23 protein-coding genes and 1 pseudogene are annotated in these 21027 nt (G+C 68.0%); 13 read left to right on the top strand and 11 right to left on the bottom strand.

Going from position 1 to position 21027, the window contains the following annotated elements; all coding sequences use genetic code 11:
* Window positions 1-72 precede the first annotated feature (72 nt).
* Complete coding sequence (locus LZC94_11040; GenBank protein WXB17786.1) at window positions 73-2244, top strand: FUSC family protein; 2172 nt, start codon at window positions 73-75, stop codon at window positions 2242-2244.
* Window positions 2245-2413: 169 nt separating this feature from the next.
* On the top strand, window positions 2414-3058 hold the full coding sequence (locus LZC94_11035; protein ID WXB17785.1) for a hypothetical protein: 645 nt from the start codon (window positions 2414-2416) through the stop codon (window positions 3056-3058).
* A gap of 312 nt (window positions 3059-3370) precedes the next feature.
* Here the strand turns inward: LZC94_11035 and LZC94_11030 are convergent, their stop codons facing one another.
* On the bottom strand, window positions 3371-4735 hold the full coding sequence (locus LZC94_11030; GenBank protein WXB17784.1) for an NAD(P)/FAD-dependent oxidoreductase: 1365 nt from the start codon (window positions 4733-4735) through the stop codon (window positions 3371-3373).
* A gap of 110 nt (window positions 4736-4845) precedes the next feature.
* On the opposite strand from LZC94_11030, the gene LZC94_11025 reads away from it, so the two are divergent.
* Entirely contained in the window at window positions 4846-5376 is a 531-nt protein-coding gene (locus tag LZC94_11025) for an isoprenylcysteine carboxylmethyltransferase family protein (protein WXB17783.1), read from the top strand.
* Here LZC94_11025 and LZC94_11020 read toward each other — a convergent pair.
* The gene (locus LZC94_11020) at window positions 5342-6367 is read right to left on the bottom strand and encodes an arginase family protein (GenBank protein ID WXB17782.1); all 1026 of its coding nucleotides are present in this window, start codon (window positions 6365-6367) and stop codon (window positions 5342-5344) included. The two genes, LZC94_11025 and LZC94_11020, sit on opposite strands and share 35 nt — an antisense overlap.
* A gap of 75 nt (window positions 6368-6442) precedes the next feature.
* Window positions 6443-6688 carry a hypothetical protein gene (locus LZC94_11015; protein WXB17781.1) on the bottom strand — a complete coding sequence of 82 codons (246 nt, stop codon included), beginning with the start codon at window positions 6686-6688 and terminating at the stop codon, window positions 6443-6445.
* Window positions 6689-6902: 214 nt separating this feature from the next.
* On the opposite strand from LZC94_11015, the gene LZC94_11010 reads away from it, so the two are divergent.
* Together LZC94_11010 and LZC94_11005 are read left to right on the top strand one after the other, a co-directional pair.
* Complete coding sequence (locus LZC94_11010) at window positions 6903-7349, top strand: AraC family transcriptional regulator (protein ID WXB17780.1); 447 nt, start codon at window positions 6903-6905, stop codon at window positions 7347-7349.
* Window positions 7350-7430: 81 nt separating this feature from the next.
* On the top strand, window positions 7431-7838 hold the full coding sequence (locus LZC94_11005) for a VOC family protein (protein WXB17779.1): 408 nt from the start codon (window positions 7431-7433) through the stop codon (window positions 7836-7838).
* Between the two features lie 9 nt (window positions 7839-7847).
* Here the strand turns inward: LZC94_11005 and LZC94_11000 are convergent, their stop codons facing one another.
* Both LZC94_11000 and LZC94_10995 read right to left on the bottom strand, forming a co-directional pair.
* On the bottom strand, window positions 7848-9326 hold the full coding sequence (locus LZC94_11000) for a TIGR00366 family protein (GenBank protein ID WXB17778.1): 1479 nt from the start codon (window positions 9324-9326) through the stop codon (window positions 7848-7850).
* 170 nt (window positions 9327-9496) lie between these two features.
* A complete protein-coding gene (locus LZC94_10995; protein WXB17777.1) occupies window positions 9497-9916 on the bottom strand; it encodes a RidA family protein in 420 nt (139 codons plus the stop codon).
* 73 nt (window positions 9917-9989) lie between these two features.
* On the opposite strand from LZC94_10995, the pseudogene LZC94_10990 reads away from it, so the two are divergent.
* Window positions 9990-10558: pseudogene (locus LZC94_10990) on the top strand (nitrile hydratase subunit beta).
* Complete coding sequence (gene nthA, locus LZC94_10985; protein WXB17776.1) at window positions 10555-11184, top strand: nitrile hydratase subunit alpha; 630 nt, start codon at window positions 10555-10557, stop codon at window positions 11182-11184. Before LZC94_10990 ends, nthA begins: the two are co-directional and overlap by 4 nt.
* 27 nt (window positions 11185-11211) lie before the next feature.
* On the opposite strand, the gene LZC94_10980 is transcribed toward nthA, so the two are convergent.
* On the bottom strand, window positions 11212-11832 hold the full coding sequence (locus tag LZC94_10980) for a WHG domain-containing protein (GenBank protein WXB17775.1): 621 nt from the start codon (window positions 11830-11832) through the stop codon (window positions 11212-11214).
* Window positions 11833-11975: 143 nt separating this feature from the next.
* Here LZC94_10980 and LZC94_10975 point away from each other — a divergent pair, with 143 nt between their 5' ends.
* A complete protein-coding gene (locus tag LZC94_10975; GenBank protein ID WXB17774.1) occupies window positions 11976-13007 on the top strand; it encodes an SDR family oxidoreductase in 1032 nt (343 codons plus the stop codon).
* 10 nt (window positions 13008-13017) lie between these two features.
* On the opposite strand, the gene LZC94_10970 is transcribed toward LZC94_10975, so the two are convergent.
* Window positions 13018-13365, bottom strand: coding sequence for a hypothetical protein (locus LZC94_10970; GenBank protein ID WXB17773.1), 348 nt, complete (start codon window positions 13363-13365; stop codon window positions 13018-13020).
* 109 nt (window positions 13366-13474) lie between these two features.
* Between LZC94_10970 and LZC94_10965 the strand changes: the two genes are divergently transcribed.
* Entirely contained in the window at window positions 13475-13696 is a 222-nt protein-coding gene (locus tag LZC94_10965; protein ID WXB17772.1) for a hypothetical protein, read from the top strand.
* A 21-nt stretch (window positions 13697-13717) separates the two neighbouring features.
* Here LZC94_10965 and LZC94_10960 read toward each other — a convergent pair whose 3' ends face one another.
* On the bottom strand, window positions 13718-15295 hold the full coding sequence (locus LZC94_10960) for a DUF4173 domain-containing protein (GenBank protein ID WXB17771.1): 1578 nt from the start codon (window positions 15293-15295) through the stop codon (window positions 13718-13720).
* Between the two features lie 124 nt (window positions 15296-15419).
* On the bottom strand, window positions 15420-16160 hold the full coding sequence (locus tag LZC94_10955) for an SDR family oxidoreductase (protein ID WXB17770.1): 741 nt from the start codon (window positions 16158-16160) through the stop codon (window positions 15420-15422).
* 208 nt (window positions 16161-16368) lie between these two features.
* Between LZC94_10955 and LZC94_10950 the strand changes: the two genes are divergently transcribed.
* On the top strand, window positions 16369-16779 hold the full coding sequence (locus tag LZC94_10950; protein ID WXB17769.1) for a hypothetical protein: 411 nt from the start codon (window positions 16369-16371) through the stop codon (window positions 16777-16779).
* Between the two features lie 13 nt (window positions 16780-16792).
* On the opposite strand, the gene LZC94_10945 is transcribed toward LZC94_10950, so the two are convergent.
* Window positions 16793-17323 (bottom strand): YceI family protein, encoded by a 531-nt coding sequence (locus LZC94_10945; GenBank protein ID WXB17768.1) that lies wholly within the window; start codon window positions 17321-17323, stop codon window positions 16793-16795.
* A 75-nt stretch (window positions 17324-17398) separates the two neighbouring features.
* Window positions 17399-18376, bottom strand: a complete 978-nt coding sequence (locus tag LZC94_10940) for a LysR family transcriptional regulator (GenBank protein WXB17767.1) — start codon at window positions 18374-18376, stop codon at window positions 17399-17401.
* Window positions 18377-18458: 82 nt separating this feature from the next.
* On the opposite strand from LZC94_10940, the gene LZC94_10935 reads away from it, so the two are divergent.
* The 3 genes from LZC94_10935 (at window position 18459) to LZC94_10925 (ending at window position 20952) form a co-directional block, all read left to right on the top strand.
* Complete coding sequence (locus tag LZC94_10935) at window positions 18459-19376, top strand: pirin family protein (protein WXB17766.1); 918 nt, start codon at window positions 18459-18461, stop codon at window positions 19374-19376.
* A gap of 57 nt (window positions 19377-19433) precedes the next feature.
* Window positions 19434-20291 carry a Uma2 family endonuclease gene (locus LZC94_10930; protein WXB17765.1) on the top strand — a complete coding sequence of 286 codons (858 nt, stop codon included), beginning with the start codon at window positions 19434-19436 and terminating at the stop codon, window positions 20289-20291.
* 136 nt (window positions 20292-20427) lie between these two features.
* The gene (locus LZC94_10925; protein WXB17764.1) at window positions 20428-20952 is read left to right on the top strand and encodes a gamma-glutamylcyclotransferase; all 525 of its coding nucleotides are present in this window, start codon (window positions 20428-20430) and stop codon (window positions 20950-20952) included.
* Window positions 20953-21027 lie beyond the last annotated feature (75 nt).

Below are 21027 nucleotides of genomic sequence, written 5' to 3'. Positions count from 1 at the left end.
GCGAGCGCACGGCGGGGTGGTAGGCGCGCCATGGGGTAGCGAGCGCGCCGCCAATTCCTTCATAATGCAGGGGTGCGCGCCACCCTCGACGCCATCGTCCCCGATATCGCCCGAGGCGTCCGCGCTGCCGCCGCCACCGTTGTCCCATTTTTCTTGGCGGAGTCGCTGGGGCGGCCCGAGCTGGTGTGGATGGCGCTCGGCGGCTGGCTTGGCTCGCTGGCCGACCCCGGGGGCGCGCGGCGCGTGCGCGCGGTGGGCACCTTCGTCTTTGCCTCGGTGGGCGCCGCGACGGTGGCGATCGCCCAAGCGGTCGCGCCTTGGCCATGGCTGGCGACCATCGTCCTGTCGCTCTTTGGGTTTGCGACGTCGATGCTGCGCGCCGTGGGCGGCTGGGGTTCGAGCGTAGGGACGGTGCTCCTCATCGCCGCCGCCGTCGCCATCTCCAGCACCGGCGGCGATCCCGCGCGCGACGCGCTCCTGTTCTTCGTGGGCGCGTCGTGGGCGCTCTTGCTCTCCTCGGTGGTGTGGCCGGTGTGGACCCATCGGCCCATGCGCCGCGCGGTCGGCGACGCGTTCACCGCGCTCGCGGCCTATGCGACGGCGCTCGGCGCGTGCATCCGCACCACCGAGCCGGCCGCGCACGGCGCGCCAGACCCGCGCTGGGGCTCGCTCGGTCGCACGCACCAGCGCGCCATTCGCGCGGCCATCGAGGACGCGCGCACGGTCTCCGTCGCCTTGCGCACGCGGCGATCGGGCGAGAGCCAGCTCGGGAGCAACCTGCGCATGCTGATCGGCAACGCCGAGCTCGCGTTCTTTGCGTTGATCGCGCTCGGCGAGGAGATGGAGACCGCGCGCAATCCCGAGGAGCGCGCGGCGATGGCGCGCATGCTCGATGCGCTCGCGAGCTCGTACGGTGAGGTGCGCGATCGGCTGCTCATGCGGCCCGCGGGCCCGTCCTCTCCGCCGGAGGAGCCGGAGCGCGCGGCCGCAGGCCCGGTGGCCGTGCTCGCGGCCCGGCTGCGCGAGCTCCGCAAGGTGGCGGTGGTGGTCGCCTGCGCGCCGGACGAGGTCTCGGTGAGCAACGAGGAGCGCACGGCGCCCATCGATCTTCGCGCGCGCATCCCCGACCTGCGAAGCGAGCTGGCGGAGCTTCGCGATGCCTTCTCACCGCGCTCGCCCATCTTCCGGCACGCGGCGCGCGTGATGGTCACGTGCTGCGTCGCCTTCGTCATCGGGCGCAATGTCTCGCCGACGCACGTCCCGTGGGTGAGCATCACCGCCCTCGCCGTGCTCCAACCGTACGCGGGTGCGGTGCTCGGGCGGGCCATCGAGCGCGTGGTGGGGACCGTGCTGGGAAGCGTGGCGGCGGTGGTGCTCATGATGGTGCTGCACGAGCCATGGGCGCTGGCGCTCGCCATGTTCCCGCTGTCGACGGCCGCCGTCGTCACCCGCCCCCGCAGCTACCGTCTCTTTACGTTCTTTTTGACACCGGTGTTCGTGCTCTTCGCCGACCGCGGTCGCTCCGATTGGTGGACGGCGGCCGCGCGCGTGGGCGACGCCCTCATCGGCGGCTCGATCGCCATCGTCTTGGCCCTCGTGTTCTTTCCGTCCCGCGAACAAAAGCGGCTGGCCGATGCGATGACCGCCGTGGTGGCCTCGCTCGGACACTACGCGCACACGATGTTCGACATCCTCGAGCGGCGCGCGTCGAACGGGCAGGACGCGTCGAACGCGCCGGGCGCGCGGGACCCCGAGGATGCGGCACGAACGACCGCCGCGCGGCGGAGCATCGGCATCGCGCTGGGCGAGGCCGAGACGTCCCTGGAGCGCATGCTGGCGGAGCCGCGCAGCTTTCAGCAGCGGGCGGAGGACGCCGTGCAGCTCATGACCTATGCGCGCCGCCTCTCCGGCGCGCTCACGGCGCTCGATCTTCGGCTCGGGGGCGCGCCATCGACCCTGTTCGATGACGAAGCTTCACGGGCCGCCCTCGCGGGTCGGATCGCGCCCGTACGCGACTACGTCGATGCGGTGCTGGCGGCCGTCGATGCGTTCGTGCGCGCCCAGCCGACGGCACCCCCGCCCCATTTGCCGGAGCCGCCATCGCTTCCAGCCCACGCCCCCGAGTCGATCGGCGACGCCCTGGCCCGCGTGCTCCGTCACGCGGAGCTGGTGGCCAGCATCGTGCCGAACGAGAACGCGCCGCGCGAGGCGCGACGGCTCGAAGGCTCCGCGGCCCCGGCGTAAACGGCATCCTCGACGCAATCCGCGCGCGCGCCGGCCTTTGCCCCGCGTGCGAAACGAACGAAGCCGGCAACACGTAGAGAGGGATATAGCCGGCGCGAAATCGCTTTGGCTCGATATCACTCACACATCGGGAATCGCTATTTCGATTCCATCTTTGAAAGGAGCGCCCATGCGCGCACGATCGTCTTCTTCGAATCTGCAGAACAACCTACTCCGAGCTCCATTCTTCGCCGCCACCCTCGGCCTTGCCGCGGTGACCGGCTGCGCCGCCGACACCCCGGCCGACAACGACACCGCGAACGCGAACGACACCGAGGCCGCGAACGACACCGAGGCCCTCGATCGAGCGATCGCCTCGATCAACCCCGAATCGCTCTTGAGCTGCGACGGCTCGCGCTGCACCGTCTTCGATCTCGCCACGGGCTTTTACATCCCCCCGCACGTGGGCGGCGATCGCGAGTTCAAGGGCCATGGCCCGCACGTCGTCGGCAGCGTCACCTTGAACTGGAGCGGCCCCAATCTCTATGCGACCATCACCGTCCACGCCAAGGAGACCAAATCCGATTGGACCGAAGCGCGCGGCTCGCAGTCGTACCACGTTTACACGGCACCTCGAAATATCAAGAATATCCTGAGCGACCGAAACACCTCGTGGGACTATACGGACACCGATCACGATCACGACGAGTTCCACTTCGGATATCCGGAGCTCGCCGAACGCGTCGTCTGCGTCGGCGACACCAAGGGCAGCGAAGCGGGCACCCGCACGGGTTGCCAAGCGTTCCTGCGCGCTGTCGAGCTCGAGCTCCAGTGATGCCTGAGACGCCCGAGACGCCTGAGACGCCCGAGACGCCGAGGTCACCGTCTTCCTGACGTCATCGCGGTCATGCGCGGCAGAGCGTACGATGCGTGTCGTACGCTCTGCCGTAAGGTCCGTATTCGAAGTCGCCGCCGCCGGCGTGTCGATCACAAATCGGCGCGGGCGCGAACGGACCCCACCTTGGCCGAAGGGACCCCTACGCGCACGGTGCGCGTCACCGGCGACGGCGATGTGGGGATCGACCGGGCCATGATCGTCAAAGGAGGCCCGGCGCGTCGGGTGCCATGAGCGCTCGACCCGCCCGGGCTACTGGAACGCGGAGCCGAGCGCGCTGGTGGCCGTGGGATAAGCATAGACGAACTCGGCGAGATCCTTGCGCGTGGCGCCGGCGCGCAGGGCCATGGCCAGGAAGTGAATGATGTCCGCAGCGGTCGCGCTCCAGAGCTGGGCGCCCAGGAGCCGGCCGCTGGCCTGGTCGATCACCAAGCGGGCCCGCGCCTGCTCGTCGCCGGCGATGGCGAACACCTTCCACGTCTCCATGTCGCGGTCGAGGACCTCGACGGCCACGCCTTGCTTCTTCGCCTGCTGCTCGGTGAGACCGACCTGCGCGAGCGGCGGGGTCGTAAAGATGGCGCGCGGAACGATGGTGTAATCGGCTTTGCGCACGTCGCCTTGCAGAACGTTGTCGGCGATGACCCGGCCCTCGTATGAGGCCATGGGCGAGAGCTGGTAGCGGCCATGGGCGTCGCCTCCCGCGAAGACCCGCCGATTTTCCGGGCTTCGCAGGTACTCGTTCACCCGCACGCCGCGCTTGTCGAAGGCGACCCCGGCGCGGTCGAGGCCGAGGCCGTCGATGGCCGGGATCCGGCCGGCCGCGTTGAGGACGAAATCGGCGCGCAGCGCCTCGGGGGAGCCGCCCGAATCGGATTGGACCGAGACGGCGAGCGCGCCATCCTTTGGCTCGACCTTCGTGACGCGCGTCTGCCGGCGGACGCGCAAACCCAAGCGCTCTCCTAGCGCAAGGACCGGCCCGAGGAAGGTGGGGTCGAAGTCCGCGAGCGCGCTCGAGCCCTGCGCGAGCAGGGTGACCTCGCTGCCGAGGCGCGCGAACACGAAGCCAAACTCGAAGGCCACCACGCCAGCGCCCACGATGACCAGCTGCGCGGGGATGCGGCGGAGCGAGAGGATGTCATCGGTGGTTCGAACGTGCTCCGCGCCGGGAAAATCGAGGGCGCGGGGGCGCGAGCCGGTGGCGACCACGAAGGCCTCGGCGGAGACCTCCTCCGTTTGCCCGGCGCCGCGCACCTCGATGCGATCGGGCCCGGTGAAGCGGGCGTGCCCGCGCACGAGATCGATCCCGCTGGAGCGAAGCGACTCTTCGGTTTGCTCGGGCACCGGATCGGTGAAGCTGTTTTTGCGGTCCACCACCCGCCCCCAATCGATGCTCACGTCCCGCGCCGCGATGCCATGCTTGTCCGCACGACGCACCTCGTCGAGCATCTCGGTGGCGCGCACCAGGACCTTCTTGGGATTGCAGCCGGCGATGGAACAGAGCCCGCCCACCGGCTTTTCGTCCACGATGGCCACCTTCTTTTTCGCGCCCGCCGCGCGAAACGCAGCCACGAGCCCGGTGTTTCCGCTGCCTATCGCCACCAAATCGTAGTGTTTCATTCGAGCTCCTCGACGGAGGGATGAAGGACGATGCGACGAGACGCGTGCCAACCGCGAATCGCAATCCGCCGTGCGAACTTGCGAAATCCGTGCCCCAAGAGCGCGCGAAGGTGCATGCTACCATCGTGCTCTCCCATCTGCGATCCTTCGTGCTGCCTCTGTCGGCCGCGATCCTCGTTCCGGCGCTCTGCCTCGAGCCGGGCTGCTGGCCCCCGCGGATGACGTTGCAAACCGCCGCCGGCGCCGCGCTCATCCTTGCGGGGCTGGCCATGCTCGCATGGACGGTTGGGCTCTTCGCGCGCGTCGGCCGCGGAACGCTCGCGCCATGGGAGCCGACGCGAAAGCTCGTCGTGGTGGGCCCCTATGCCCATGTGCGCAACCCCATGATCAGCGGCGTGTTCACCCTGATCGTGGGGGAGGCGCTCTTCGTTGCCTCGCGCGGCATTTCCATTTGGGCGGCGGTGTTCTTCGCCGTGAACCATGTCTATTTCGTGCTGTCCGAGGAGCCCGGCCTGGTCGAACGATTCGGTGCAGAATACACAGAGTACACGCGCCATGTGCCGCGCTGGATTCCGCGGCGCACGGGGTGGCATCCGGGAGGAGCGCTCAGCGGCGAAACGTCTCCACCAACGCCGAGGTGAAGGCGCGCGCCATATCCCCCTTCGGGTCCCGATCGGGATCGAACACGGTCACGTCCACGCCGCGGACCATGCCCGAGGCCACGAGCTCCGAGACGCTATCCCGGAGCTCGGCATACGAGAGGCCGCCCGGGCCGCGGGAGTCGACGGCCGGCATGATGGCATCGTCGAGCACGTCCGCGTCCAGGTGAATCCATAGCTCATCGACACCTTGCGCGCGCAGGTATGCAAGTGCCTCGCGCGCGGACTCCTTCGCCCCTTTGTGGCGGATCGACGCAAAGTCGAGGATGCGCAGCTTCGTCTGTCCGCGGAGCTCGCGCAAATCGTCCTCGTCGCGCGGGCCGAACATCACCACGTCGCGCTCTCGGACCAGCGGACTTCGATCGGCGAACTCACGCATCCCCTCGGGGCCATGACCCGTGACCAGCGCCAGCTCGATGCCGGCGCCCACCGCCGGCGGCGGGCCAAAATCCGTGTGCGCATCCATGAAGACGAGCCCGCGTCGCCCGCGCACCGGGGGCGCCATCAACGAGCCGACCAGGATGCTGCAATCGCCCCCCAGGACCAACGCGAGCTCGCCCTGCTCGGTGATGCTCTGGACCCGCTTGGCGAGTATTTCGCTGTACGCGCGAATGGCGGCTGCATTGTAAATGCGCGTTTTCGAATCGCTCACGAACGCATACGGGGGCGCCGGCACCACACCGCGATCCGTCGCGCCCAAGCGCGCCACGAGATCGTTCGCGCGAAGCGCCTGTGCCAACCGGCGCGTGCCGGGCTCGCGGCCGGGCGCCGGTGGACGGAGGCCCAAGTTGAAAGGCGCGTCCAGCACGGCGAGTTTCAAGCTTGGTCGGTCGGGCAACCTTGGGAGGTCGGGCGCCGGCGCCGTCGAGGCATGGGTCGCAAGGTCCGATGTTGCGGCGGCGAGGCGATCCGGCTGTTTGGCACACGCCACCGCGAGGCACGCGGCGAGCGCGTAACCTGTAATCAACTTCATACAGGTTACGTACCCGGCGCGGCCGCGGCTGTCAACCGCCGGCGTCGGTGGGGCGGAGGGGTGGGTCAGCTGCGGTCAACTAAGCGATTTGCGTAGATTGGAGAGCTTTTGCAGCACGTCTTCGACGGCCGTCTTGGTGGCGTCGGTGACCTCCTCGGCGCGGCGCTCGATCTCCTCCACGCGCGGCTCGAGTTTTTGCCACTCGTCTTTGACCTCCATTCCCGCCAGGTGCAATCGAACGCGCACCTCGTCGCGGAGGGTTTGGATTTGCGAGAGGCCCTTTTGAATCTCCGCCTTCAGGTTCGTGGTGATCTCGCCCATGGTCTTGTCCTTTCGTTCGTTCGAATGAAGAATTGCAGGGGCTCACCCCGCATGTGACGCACCCGGTCAACGCAAGGGCCGTTCCCGGAACCGATGCTTTGGCGCTGCAGCGGAGCCCCACACCGCGTGCGCTCGCGCGACATCCGTGGCATTTTGCAACGCCGCACTGCCGCACCGCCTGCCCGGGGAGGAGAAACGGACGACGAGCGCGCCGATGACGATCCCGCGACGACTTTCACCACCCCTGGTACCCGAGGCCACGTTTCGTGCGCTATGCCGCGCGCGCGAGCTCATTCACGACGGGTACGGCGAGCCGCTCACGGTGCGCGAGATGGCGCGGCAGGCGGGGTTTTCGCCCTACCACTTTCTTCGGGAGTTCCAGGTGGCGTTCGGCATGACGCCGCGGCAGTACCTCACGCACGTGCGCATGGCGCGCGCCAAGGAGCTCCTTGCCCGCTCGGGGGCTTCCGTCACCGCGACATGCTTCGACGTGGGCTTCTCCAGCGTCGGCTCCTTCAGCTCGCTCTTCTCGAAACGCACGGGGCGCTCGCCCATTCAGTACCATCGCGAGATCGCGCCGCTGGTTCAGGTTCCCGCAGGGTTGGTGCGGGTGTACATCCCTTTCTGTTTCTTCGAGCACCTCGGGCCCGCCACGACCTGACGACGACCGAGGCGCAAAAGAGCAATTTCGAAGAAGCGGGGATCGCGCGGAGAATGGTACCCCACGCCTCGGAGGTCATTCATGATTCAACGATTGGGTATCGCCAGCGTCTACGTCCTCGACCAGGAGCGCGCCAAGCGCTTTTATACGGAGATCTTGGGCTTCGAAGTGCGCACCGACGCCCATGTCGGCAGCTTCCGCTGGATCACGGTGGTGCCGAAGGGACAGCCGGATCTGCAGATCGCGCTCATGGCGATCAAGCCGGGCACGCATTGGGAGCCAGAGACCGCCGAGACCGTGCGGGCCCTGGTCGAGAAAGGGACCTTTGGCTTTGGCGCCTTTCACACCGCCGACTGCCGAAAGACGTACGAGGAGCTGAAGGCGCGCGGGGTCGAGTTCATGGGCGAACCAGAGGAGCGTCCTTACGGCGTGGAGACCGTGTTCAAGGACGACTCGGGCAACTGGTTCGCCCTGGTCCAGCCGCGCTGAGGGCCGCCGCTACGGAAAGGGTAGCGTTTGCGCGAAGCCGGTGACCAGCACCAGCACCACGGGGAAGCAGGCGAGGAACATCGCGAAGGTGTAGCCCATGACATCGCGCGCCCGCAGGCCGAGGATGGCCAAGGTGGGCAGCATCCAAAACGGCTGCAACAGGTTCGCGCTGGCCTCGCCCAGATCGTAGACGACCACCATCCAGCCTTGGTTGACGTGGAGCTGGTTCGCGGCGTCGATCACGTAGGGGGCTTCGATGAGCCATTTGCTTCCGCCGCTCGGGACGAAGATACCGAGCACACACGAATAGAGCGCGATGATGGGCGGAAAGAGCAAGGTGCTCGACGCCGAGACCAGCCACCCGGCGATGGTCTTGGAGAGCCCCGTGAAGGCGATCATCCCGAAGATGCCGCCGTAGAACGGATACTGCAGCAGCACGCCCGACGCCGCCGTGCACCCCGAGCGCACGGCGGTCACCATGGAGAGCGGGCGCCAGTGGAGGACCAGCGCCAGCATCAGCAGCATCAAGTTGATGGTGTTGAAGTCGAGCGCATTCAGGGGGCTCCCGGTGGCGTTCGCAAAATGGCGAACGATGTACCAGAAGCCCAAGAGCGCCAGGAGGATGGCGAAGAGGGGGCTATGCTCCAACCAATCGCCGGGCCGCGTGCTCCGGATCTTGGCCTCTTCGCTCTCGGCCAGGAGCGGCTTGAGGGTGATGCCCAGATCCTCGGCCGTCTTCGCGCGCTCGGGGGACGGAGCGAGGAGCCACGCCATGGCCAAGCCCACCAGGAAGATGATGGCGGTGGAGGCCATGCCCTGCCACAAGAAGATGGTGTCGGAGAGCGGGATCACACCCGTGCCGCCGCGCGCGGAGGCGATGATCTTTTTGAGCGCCTCCGGGGTGGAGGCCGGACTGGCCATTTGCAGAGCGGCCGATCCCGATAAGCCTTGCGCCCACACGGTGCCGAGCCCGAGAAAGGCCATGGCCCCGATGGCACGGTAGTCGACGCCGCGGATCAAGCGCGCGATCTCGCGGGCCAGGACGGCGGTGAAGATCAGGCTGAAGGCCCAATTCAAGTAGCCGGAGATCATGGCCACCGCGGCGGTGAACACGATGGCGCCGCGGGCGGTCTTGGGGATCTGCGCCAGCCGCGCGATCAAGCGCGCCACCGGCGGCGACATGGCCACCGCGTAGCCGCCGACGATGATCATCGTCATTTGCATGGTAAACGTGATCAGCGCCCAAAAGCCTTTGCCCCACGCGTCCACCAAGCCGAAGCCCGAGGTGGCGGTGGCCACGTTCTCCGGTGTGCGGGTGAGGGCCTCACCGGTGGCGAGGCCGAAGACGAACACGATGCACGTCCCGACCAGCACGAACCCGAAGGCGTCCGGGAGGAAGCGTTCGGTCCAGACGGTGAACCGCTGGGCGAGCCGTGCAATCGCGTTGTCCTGCGTTCCCCCGTTCGGAGCTTGGACACTCGTGGTCATCGCGCACCTTTCGTCGGAGCGCCCGCGGGCGGGCGCAGGCCATGAAAACGCGATAATGCGCGATGTTTCAGAGACAATCAATTGTCTCTCTCGCGGCCAAGGCGCATCGAGACACCGAAGGCGCCCCGCGATGTCGCGGATAGGTGGGGACGCGTCGGGACGGCGGGTGGCTACGGCGCGTCGGGCACGACGGCGATCGCTTCGATCTCGATGAGGAGCTCGGGGAGCACCAGCGCCACCACTTGAACCAAGGTGCTCGCGGGAGGGACGTTTCCGGCCCCCACATAGCGCTCGCGCACACCGCGAACGCCGGCGAGATCCTCGGGGGTGAGCGGCTTGGTGATGAAGACGCCGAATTTGACGACGTGCGTAAAGTCGGCCCCCACCTCGCTCAAGGCGGCCTTCAGGTTGGCGAACACCTGCTCGGTTTGCGCGACCAGATCGCCGCCGCCCACCAGGTTCCCCTCGCGATCGAGGGCCACTTGGCCGGCGATGTAAACGGTTCGTCCGCCCCGCGCCTCCACGATGTGGCTGTAGCCACGCGGCGTCGCAAGCGTAGGCGGGTTGATGCGTCGAATGGTCGTGGTCATGGTGCGATTCCTTTCCGACTTGGACCGACGACTCTAGTGGCGCCTACCAGGTTCGAGAAGTAAGCTCGCGGGTGTGAAAGGACCGCACGACGTCGGGGGAGACGAAGGATTCGGTCGCATCGAGCGCGAGGCCGGCGAGCCACCGTTTCACCACGAGTGGGAGGCCCGCGTGTTTGCGCTGAATCGGCTGCTGCTGAAGCAGGGGGTCTACAACCTGGACGAGTTCCGCTACGCGATCGAGCGCATGGATCCCGCGGCCTACCGCGCCGCCAGCTATTACGAAAAGTGGTTCATCGCCATCGAGCGGCTTCTGTCCGAGAAGCGGGTGCTGCCGTAACCATGGACCCGCTCCCGCTTCCTTCGCTCCCTGCGCGCTTCGTCCCAGGCCAGCGCGTACGCACCCGCGCCGCACGCGCGACCGGCCACACCCGGCTTCCCCATTTTCTCTCGGAGCGCCAGGGCATCATCGAGCGCGTGCAAGGCTTCTACCCGCTGGCCGACGATCGCGCCGAGGGGCGCGCCGCCGCGCCGCAGGCGATCTACTGCGTCGTCTTCGAGGCGCGCGAGCTGTGGGGCGACGGCGCATCGGGCTTCCGTGTTTCGGCGGATCTCTGGGACGCATACCTCGAAGAGGCACCATGAGCGGCGATCACCCGCACGGCGAGCAGGATCACGGGCACGGCCATGGCCACGAGGGCAGCGCGACGATGGCGTCGCGGGTGGCCGGGCTGGTGGAGAAGCTCGCGCACAAGGGGCTGGTGACCGAGGAGCAAATCGACGCGGCCATCGTGACGTTTCTGGCCAAGGCCGGCCCGTCGAACGGGGCGGCGCTGGTGGCGCGCGCCTGGGTCGATCCCGCCTTCAAAGCGCGCCTCCTCCAGGACGGCAACGCGGCGCTCGACGAGCTCGGGCTCGACATGAGCCACTGGGCGCGCGTGACCTTGCGCGCCGTCGAGAACACGGAGCACGTCCACAATGTCATCGTGTGCACGCTCTGCTCGTGCTACCCGATCGCCCTCTTGGGCCCCTCCCCCAGCTGGTACAAAAGCTTGGCGTACCGCGCCCGCGTCGTGCGCGATCCCCGCGGCGTGCTCGCCGAGTTCGGGGTGGAGCTCGATCCCCGCACCGAGATCCGCGTCTGGGACAGCACCGCGGAGCTGCGCTATGTCGTCATCCCCCGCCGCCCCGCCGGGACCCAAACATGGACCGAGGACGAGCTCGGCGCCGCCGTCACCCGCGACGCGCTGATCGGCACCGCGGTGCTCTGACGCTCTTCGACACGTGTACGGGCTGAACTACCCCGCCCGAGCCACCGCCACGATTTGCGCGACGGCCGCGTCGACGAAGCTGGCATCGATGGGCAGCTTGTGATCGAGGAGCCCATCGTTCCAGAGCGACACGATGCCGTGCCCCGTGGCCCACGCGAGCACCGCGCGGCGGCACGCGGTTTCGTCGTCGGCCGGCGGGCCGGCTGCCTGGACGGCGGCGATCAGACGCGCGAGCGCCGCATCGGCCGCGGCGTGCATGCCCAGCGAGGGATCGGTCTGCTTCATCTCGGGTAGGAACATGACCCGGTAGTGCGCTTGCCGCTCGCGCGCGAACTCGATGTACGCACGCCCGATGGCCGCGAGGCGGCGCCGGCCGCTCCGCGCGGGGATGTCGGCGACGGCCGCGTCCATGCGCTCGCCCAGCGCGAGAAACCCTTCCTGGGCGACCGCCGCCAAGAGCTCCGTCTTGTCGCGGAAATGATGGTAGGGCGCCGCCGGTGTCACCCCCGCGCGGCGCGCGACCTCGCGCAAGGACAAGGTGCCGAGCTCCCCTTCCCCGATCAGCGCCAGCGCGGCGTCCACCAGCGCGCGGCGCAGATCGCCGTGGTGGTACTTCCGCTCCGACTTTTGCGGCTGCAGCTTCGCCATGCGTTCCGTCGCTACCACCTAGCATAGCGCGCGCGCCGCCGGCCGTCCCGCAATCTGAACACCGCTTGGTTCGGACTTGACACTGTTTAGATCGGGGCCTATCTGAACATCATTCAGATTCATCCACCGCAGGAGATCGTTCGATGAAAGCTTTCGTGACCGGAGCCACCGGCCTTCTTGGCAACAACCTCGTTCGCGCGCTCATCGCGGAGGGCCACACCGTCCGCGCGCTGGTTCGTTCGACGGAAAAAGCACGAACCTACCTGGGCGACACGGGCGCCGAGCTCGTGCGCGGGGACATGGAGGACGTTCCCGCGTTCGCGCACGCGCTCGAAGGTTGCGACGTGGTGTTTCACACGGCCGCGTACTTTCGCGAGTACTACGGCTCGGGGGATCATTGGCCCAAGCTCGAAGCCATCAACGTGCACGGCACCGTGGCGCTGGCGGAGGCCGCGCACGCCCGCGGCGTTCGCCGGCTGGTCGACGTGAGCTCCTCGGGCACCATCGGCCTCCGCCCCGACGGAAGCGCCGGCGACGAGAGCACGCCGCCCTCGCCGCTCGCCAAGGACAACCTGTACGTGAAGAGCAAGGTGATGGTGGCCGAGCGCCTGCGCGAGGTGGGCGCGCGCACCGGCCTCGCGATCGTGCAGGTGCTCCCGGGTTGGATGTTCGGCCCCTGGGATGCCGCACCGACGGGCAGCGGCCAATTGGTGCGCGACTACTTGGCGAAGGCCCTCCCCGCCATTCCTCCGGGCGGCACCAGCGTGGTCGACGCCCGCGACGTGGCGGTGGGCGCTATTCGCGCGGCCGAGAAAGGGCGGCCGGGCGAGCGCTACATTCTGGCCGGAGACTTCGCGACCTTGGAGGACATCGTTCAGATCCTCGCCCAGGTCTCCGACGTACCGCCGCCGCGCACCCGCCTTCCGTATGCCATCGCCTGGACGTACGCGCTCGTTTCGCAAACGTGGGCGCGGCTGACGGGCGGTGAGACCTTGGTCACCCTCGAGGCGGTGCGCATGATGCAAGCGCGCCTTCGCGCCGATTCGACCAAGGCGCAGCGCGAGCTCGGCTTCCGCGCGCGCCCGCTCATCGATACGTTGCGCGACGAGGTCGCGTGGTACCGCGCGCACGACGCCGTCGCCGGCGGCGTCCTCGCGCGCCCCGTCTCCGCGTGAGCGCGGGCGCTTACGTCTCCGCGTCGTGCTCGGGGGCGCTCTCGACGCGCGCAAAGAGAACGTCCCAGCCGTGGTGCTCCCCCGTGGCGGTCTCGCGTCCGCCGGCGAAGTGCGTGTCGAGGAGCTCCACGTTCTTCATCTTCGAGAGCTGCAGCCATCGCCACTGCGGCAAGCCGCCCGAGGACGACTCGCCGGCCACTTGGTACGCGAGCAGCTGCGTGAGCCCTTTTTTGATCCCATAGTCGTGCGGCTCCACGATGCGCACGCGGTCGTTGAGCGTCAGCTTCAAGAGCCGGCGCTCGGCAATCGCGCGCCGGATCAAGCGATCGATGGGGTTCAGTACGAGGATGCGCGCCATGGAAGCTCCCGACTCCTCTGCCCTTTGTACGGCACCTTCGGGCAAACACCCTCGAAAAAATCGGCCGTCGCCCGTCATGAGGGCCAGCTTCTGCTAGATCAAGGCGCGCATGGCACAGTATGTCGATCGCTCCTTTGCAAAAATGGTGGCCTACAAGCGCATCGTCACGGGCACGCTCGGGCTCGTCGGGGGCGTGGTGCTGAGCGTGGTGGCCTTCATGGAGGGTCGCTCGCTCTCGCCCCTTTTCGTGCTCGGCATCCTCGTCTTCATGGGCGGCGGCGGCTGGGCGCTGCGCGATGGATTGCGGCTGCGTCGCCAGCTCGCCTCGTAACGGAGCGCGCGCCGAGCGCCATCAAAAGCCGCGGGCCTCGCGCCAGTCGCGGGGCGAACGGCGCGCGGAGCGCCACGCCTGCTCCAGCTCGCAACGCAGGTCGGCATGACCGGGGTAGGTCAAGTACGGATGTTTTAGTGCCACCAAGGCGTCTGCGCTCAGCCCGGAGAGGTAGGCGACGTCGAGCGGCTTGCCGATGGCCGCGCGATCGAGGTTGCGCATGGCGATGTAGGCGTCTGCGTTGAACGCGCTGGCCGCCAGCGCCAAGCCGATCAGCCAAAAGATGGTCGCGCCTCCGAAATTTCTCCAGCCGCGGCAAATCGATTTGGCGATGCTCAGCCCGAGCACGCCAAACACGCCCAGCGCAATCACGGCCACGCCCAATCGCAAATACGTCGCCCCATACGCTTCTTCGTAAAGCGCCAGCCGCTGAACGCACGAGAACAACGTGAGCACGGTGAGGGCCAGCAAGGTCACCTCGAGCGCGCGGATCCGCGCGCCACCGGGGACGCGTTCGCCGACCTCGCCGCGCGCGCGAAGCAGCGCATGCCCGACCCGCACGAGGCACACGGAGAGAATGGTCGCCGCCAGCAGCTGATAAAACCCCGCGTGCAAATAGTCCGAATAGCTGGGGCCCGACGCATCGCGCACGTACGCGTGGCCATGGAACACATGGCGCAGGTTGAGGCCGACGAACAGGGCGAACACGCCAATGATGGGAACGAGGAGGGTTCCCCACGTTTCACGAGAGAGGAGCGGCTCCGGCGCCTTCGGAACCGAGGTCGCGGCCGGCGGCGCGATCCAATCGCGGTACGCGGATCCTTCGCCCGAGGCAAACGACTGGGGCGGGCGAAGCGCGGGATCGATCACCGCGGGCGGCGGGGGCAAGGGCGAGCGCGCGGGCTGCTGCGACGGCGACGGGCGGTGCAGCGCATGGACGAAGAGATAGCCCGCGGCGGTCAGGAGCGACCACGCTCCAAACGAAACGGCGCGGTTGGCGCTGCGCGTGGCGCGGTGGATGAGCCAACCAAACTCCGGATCGCTCGAGAAGAGCACGACGAACACCGAGGCCGCGGGCAGCCCGAGGAGCAGCCCCACGAACACCCGGCGCGCGCGGGTCTTCTGCGAGGCCCCCACGATCCGAAACGGAAGCGTGACGACGGCCGCCGCAGCCGATGGCCCTTTGGCGAGGCGCGCCAGCAGCCGGAGCGGCACCCTCGGGAGCTCCCAGGGCTGCGTCGTTTCGCGGGCGAGGAGCGGCAGGGCCCAGAGCAGCGCCACCGCGACCGGTGCCGCGATGGCCGCGCTCCATGCGCTCGCGCGGAGGGCGATGGAAACGCCGAACAGCACGCTCGCCGTCCCCGCCCCCCAGACCGTGGCCACCGGCCGGCGCGGACCGATGGTCACGAGGACGGCGACGGCGAGCATCAGATCCCATAGGAGAAAATTGAGGCCGAGCCGCGTGTTCCAAAAGAGGGACTGCGTCGCGACGCCCAATGCGAGCGCAATGGTCAGCGTCATGAGCGCGCGGCGCTGCGTGTCCGTGAACGGTAGGGACACATCGGCGCCGGCGACGCGGGGCATTGCATCGTCTTGCATTCTCTTTTCTCCTCGCCCGAAGTTCCAAACGAGAACGCTTCGTTCGGCGCGCGCATTCGGGACAAAAGAAACAAAAGAGACCGGGATGACGGCGAAGCGCGGATGAGCGGCCGCGCCGGGAGCGCTAGGCCATGCGGTGTCCGCCGTCGACGTGGAGCACGGTGCCGGTGGTGAAGGTGTTCTCCATGAGGAAGATCGCGGCGTGCGCGAGCTCTTCGGGACGGCCGATGCGCCGGGCGGGTAGGCGCTCGGCCATTTGTGCGAACCGCGCGGGCTTCGAATCGCCCGCCAATCGATCCCAAATGGGCGTATCGACCCACCCGGGTGAGAGGGTGTTGACGCGAATGGGCGCGAGCTCGATGGCCAAGGCCCGCACCAAGGATACAATGCCGCCATTGGCCGCGGCGACCATGGATCCCTGGGGCGCGGGCCGCTCGAAGGCGATCCCCGAGGTGAATGTCATGGAGCCCTGGGGATCGAGGACACCCGCGGCGTGTTTGGCCACCAGAAAGGGCCCCAAGAGCTTCGAGTCGATCACGCGGCGCGCGCCCTCGATGTCGAAGGTAGGTAGGGGTTGATAGGCGGGATCGGCTGCCGTCACCACCACATGATGAACGGTTTGGGCCGCGCTGCCCTGGCGCGCCTCCTCGAGCAGGCGCGCCACATCCGCCTCGCGCCCGATGTCTGCCACGACACTGCGCACGCGCGCGCCCGCCCCGAGCTCGGCGCGCGCCTTCTCCAATTTGTCGTGATTGCGCGCAGCAAGGACGACCTCGGCCCCCTTTGCGAGCACCGCCTTCGCGACGGCCCATCCAATGCCCGAGCTACCCCCCACGACCACGACGTTGTGACCTTCGAGATTCATGTGCCATTCCTCGTCGAGCGGCGGCCAAAAGGGCCGCGCGCTGCGAGGGATCTCGTACGATCACGCCGGAATCGGCACCATAGCGAAGAATGGCATCCATTGTCCCATATTTGGCACGGTGAGCCATCCGCCGAAACGGAACTCGACCACAGCGTTTGTCGACGGCGGCCGTTGACGTGCCCCGTGCTCCGAGCGAGCCTTGGAGGCCGTGACGAGCAGGGCTTTCTTTCAACGCTACAGCGCCGTAGACGAGATCATCTTCGTCAGCTACCCCGAGGGATTCCACCTCGAGACGCGGCAAGAGATCTCGCAAATGTTCGATCAGGTGATCGAGTTCTGGCGCGCGAAGTGTCGCAGGCGCGTTTATTACGTCGTCGACTACACGCATTACTCGACCAACTTGACCGAGAACGACTTCAACGCGAAGCAGGTCAAACGCGTGATCGACGAGTGTGCCATCACCATCGTCCGCTTCGGCGGCGATCCGCTCACCCGCACCGGCTCACGGCTTCGCGGCATGAAGCTGCACGTCCCGACCAATCTTTACAACACCCGCGACGAAGCGCTCGCCGTCGTGCGAGCGCTCCGCGAAGGGCGCTTGGAGCTCGCCCACGAGTGATCCGGCCGGGCGCTCAGGCCTTGCCGAGCACGACCTCGACCTCCACCTCGACGTCGACTTTGTCGCTCACCAAAACGCCGCCCGCCTCCAGCGCCTGATTCCATTTCAGGCCCCACTGGCTGCGCAGGATGGTGGTCTTCGCGCTGAAGCCCGCGCGCTGATTGCCCCAGGGATCGGCGCCGCCGCCGGTGGCCTCCACGTCGAGGGTCACCTCGTTGGTGGCGCCGTGGATCGTCAGATCGCCCACGAGCTTGTATCGGTCTTTGCCGGCGCGCTCGATGCGCTTGCTGGCGAAGATCATCTTGGGGAACTTCTCGGTGTCGAGGAAGTCGGCCGAGCGCAGATGCTTGTCGCGATCTTCTTCGCGTGTATCGATGCTGGCGGTCTCGATCTCGACGCCGACCCGCGACTTGGTCGGATCCGCCGCGTCGTAGTCGAGGGTGGCGCTCCACTTCTTGAATTGTCCTCGAACCTTCGAGAAAACCATGTGGCGTACGACGAACCCAATCTCGGAATGCGCGACGTCGATGCTCTGCGTTGCCATGTGTGAGCCTCCTGAACCGAAACTGTAGGACCCACCACCCATTCGTGGAATCGATGAAAAATCGATAACGATCATCTAGCGATGAGATGACCGGCTGGACCGTCGTGGGCGCTTCGGTCGCGCCGTGCTGCCCGCGCAGGAGCGCTCCAGCTGCTCGAGCAGCCAGCGGTGGGCGGGGCCAAAGGTGGTGTCGCTGCGGTAAATGGCAAACAGGCGCAGCATGAGCTCACCGGTGGGCCAGACCTCGGGGCGGATGTTGACCAGCCTCCCCTCGCGCAGATCCTCCTTCACGAGGTGCTCGGGGAGGTTCCCCCACCCCAGGTTCGCGCGCAGCATCGCGTGCTTCGTATGCAGATCGGCCACGCGCCAGGTGCGCGGCGAGAGCACGCCTTGATCCTCGACCCCCGTCCCGGCGCGCGGATCGCTCGGCGCGTCGGAGGGCGCGGGCCGCTCCGAGAGCACGATTTGAACGGCGTCCGCCATGCGGATCATGGGAATGGGGGCGCGCAAGCGCGCGAGCGGGTGGCCGGGTCCGGTCACCGGGAGCATGCGCACCTCCGCGATGGCCTTGCACTCGAGCCCCGGCGCGAGCCCGGGCGGCGCCACCACGCCGAGGGTGGCAGCCCCTTGCAGCACGCGGTTCGACACGGCCGAGAGGAGCTGCGTGTCGACGCGGAGATCGACGGCGGAGAACTCCTCGGCGAACCGCGCGCACACATCGGTGAGCGCGCCGACCGGAAAGAGCGCATCCACGCAGAGCGAGACGGAGGCCTCGAGGCCCATGGCCATACCCGCCGTGCGCCGCTTGAGCGCGTCGACCTCGATGAGCACGCGCCGCGCGCCCGCGAGCACCGCCTGCCCCTCGTCCGTGAGCCGCGCGATCTTGGTGGATCGATCCCAAATGGGCAGGCCGAGCTGGCTCTCGAGGTTGGCCATCGAGGTGCTGATGGCCGACTGCACGCGCCGGAGCTTGCGCGCGGCGGCGGAGAAGCTCCCTTCCTCGACGACGGAGACGAACGCGCGAAGCTGGTCGAGCGTAAAGGGATCGAACATGCGGTGACCATCTCATCGGCAGATGATCGACGTCAAACGATTGCCGATTTACACGATGGTTCGGCCACGTACACTCCACGCGATGAGCCAATTGCCGGATCACGAGCCCGAGTGCACCCAGGTGCAAACCCCCTCCGTCGACCTCGCCATCGAGGCGCGGGCGCGCGATCTGGGCGGCTTCTCCGTCCGGCGCGTGCTCCCCGCGATGCAGCGGCGCTTGGTCGGGCCGTTCATCTTCTTCGATCACATGGGCCCGGTGCAGTTCGCGCCCGGCGACGGCATCACGGTGCGGCCGCACCCGCACATCGGGCTGGCCACGGTGACCTATCTGTTCGAGGGGGAGATCCTCCACCGCGACAGCCTCGGCTCGGAGCAGGCGATCCGCCCCGGCGACGTGAACTGGATGGTGGCGGGGAGCGGCATCGCGCACTCGGAGCGCATGTCCGAGGCCATCCGGGCCAGCGGCTCCAAGCTGCACGGCATCCAGAGCTGGATCGCGCTGCCCACCGAGCACGAAGAGAGCGCGCCGACGTTCGAGCATCACCCTGCGCGCACCTTGCCCATCTTGCAGCGCCCCGGCGTCACGCTCCACGTGATCGCCGGAACGGCGTACGGCCAAACGGCGCCCACGCGCGTGCTGTCGCCCACCATCTACGTCCACGCGCGCTTCGAGGCGGGGGCGGAGCTCGCGATCGACGAGGAGCACGAGCAGCGCGCCATCTACGCCGTCACCGGCTCGTTCCAGTGCGACGGGCGCGATCTCCACGAGGGGACCATGCTGGTGCTGCACCCGCGCGCGCACGCCACCGTTCGAGCCAAGACGGCGGGCGACGTGATGATCGTGGGCGGGGCGCCCATCGATGGTCCGCGTCACATCTTCTGGAACTTCGTATCGAGCTCGAAGGAGCGCATCGAGCGAGCCAAGGCCGATTGGCGCGAGCGCCGCTTTCCGCTCATTCCGGGCGACGATCGGGAGTTCATTCCGCTGCCCGAGGCGTGAAAGCTGAAGGGCGCTCGGGGCGGGGCGGGGGCGGCGGTCTGTGCTAGATTGGGGTGCATGGATTCGAAGAAGTACGAATTGCTGCAGGCGCCGGGTGCACGGGACGAGCCCGTCCGCGCCCCCCGCATCGACGAGCGGCTCGCCCCGCCGGAGACGCGCCTGGAGTATTTGCACGGAATCGAGTTGTTCGCCGCGCCCGCCGAAGCATCCCACGCGACGCGCCACGCCGACATCGCCATGGTGCTTCGCGCATCCGTCGGCCCCGGCTACACGGCGGCCGTCGACCTCCTGACACGCACGGACGACGCCAGCGACTTTGCGCCGGACGCGAGCATTTATCCGAGCGCTCCCGACGCCAGCGGTCACCGCCGGCTCGAGGAGCTGGCCTTCGAGGTCACCAACGAGCAAGCGCTCAGCGTACCGAGCAAGAAGGCGCGCGAGCTGGTTCGCCGGGGGGTGCGCCGCGTGTTCTGCATCCTCGTCAAGTCGACGCGGGTCGCGCAGCCGCGCGTGCTGGAGTGGTCGCGCCACACGGACGGCTGGCAGCCGATGCCCGCCGATGCCGTCATCGAGGACGCGTGCCTGGTCGTTCCCATCAAAGCGCGCGCCCTGATCGACGCGGCCATGGCCGATGAGACCGTGGCGCGGGCGCTGCTCGTGAAGAAGAACGAGGTCATCGAGGCCGCCCTTCGCGATGAGCACCGCGCGGGGACCATCGAAGGGCGTCGCGAGGGGCGTCGCGCGGGGGCCATCGAAACCTGGCGCACGGTGCTGTTTTCGTTGATCGGAGGCCGCGGCCTCGCCGTCGACGACCTTGCGCGGGCGCGCATCGAGGGCGAAACGGATCCGAAGGTGCTCGAGCGTTGGGTCCTGCGCGTGGCAAATGCCAAGTCGGTGGTCGATATCCTCGAATAGCGACGGCGCGAAGGGCGAGCACGGTGCCCCGCCCCGTCGATGGGCTCGCGATCGGTGCGAGCTACCAGGACGTGGCGCCGTGGACCCGCGCGCGGCGGCTGGCCGAACGGCCCCGTTGGAGTAAGTTGGCGGCATCGTGTGGATTTTCGCCTATGGCTCGCTCATCTTTCGTCCCTCGTTCGACTACCTCGAGAAGCGCCGCGCCTTCGTTTCGGGCTGGATGCGGCGCTTTTGGCAAGGCTCGCCCGATCATCGCGGCACCCCGGAGGTGCCCGGCCGCGTCGTCACCTTGATCGCCGACGAAAAAGCTTGGTGCGGAGGCTCCGCCTACCGCATCGATCCCGCCCACGCCGATACCGTGCTCGCGGCGCTCGATTCGCGCGAGCAAGCGGGCTTCGAGCGCCATCACCTGCATTTGTGGGACTCGCCCGATGGCACCGCGCCCTTTGCCCAGGGGCTCACCTATGTCGCCCCCATGACCAATCCGCATTTTTTAGGTCCGCTCGACGAGCCGTCCATCGCCGCCTGGATCGACCGGAGCCACGGGCCGAGCGGCCCCAACGCGGACTATGCGCGCGCGCTCGATGTCGCGCTGCGTGAGCTCGCGATCGACGATCCCCACGTGGAGACCATCGCGCGATTGCTCGCACCGCGACGGTGAACGCGGACGGCGCCGTCGGCGCGCTGCAAAAGGCGCCGGCGCGGACGGCGATGAGCCACGGGGAGGCCGGACGCG

The sequence above is a fragment of the Sorangiineae bacterium MSr11954 genome, assembly GCA_037157815.1.
In the GTDB taxonomy this organism is placed as follows: domain Bacteria; phylum Myxococcota_A; class Polyangia; order Polyangiales; family Polyangiaceae; genus Pendulispora; species Pendulispora albinea.
Note: the sequence above shows the minus strand (reverse complement) of the source record. Positions and strands in the feature narration are given on the sequence as shown.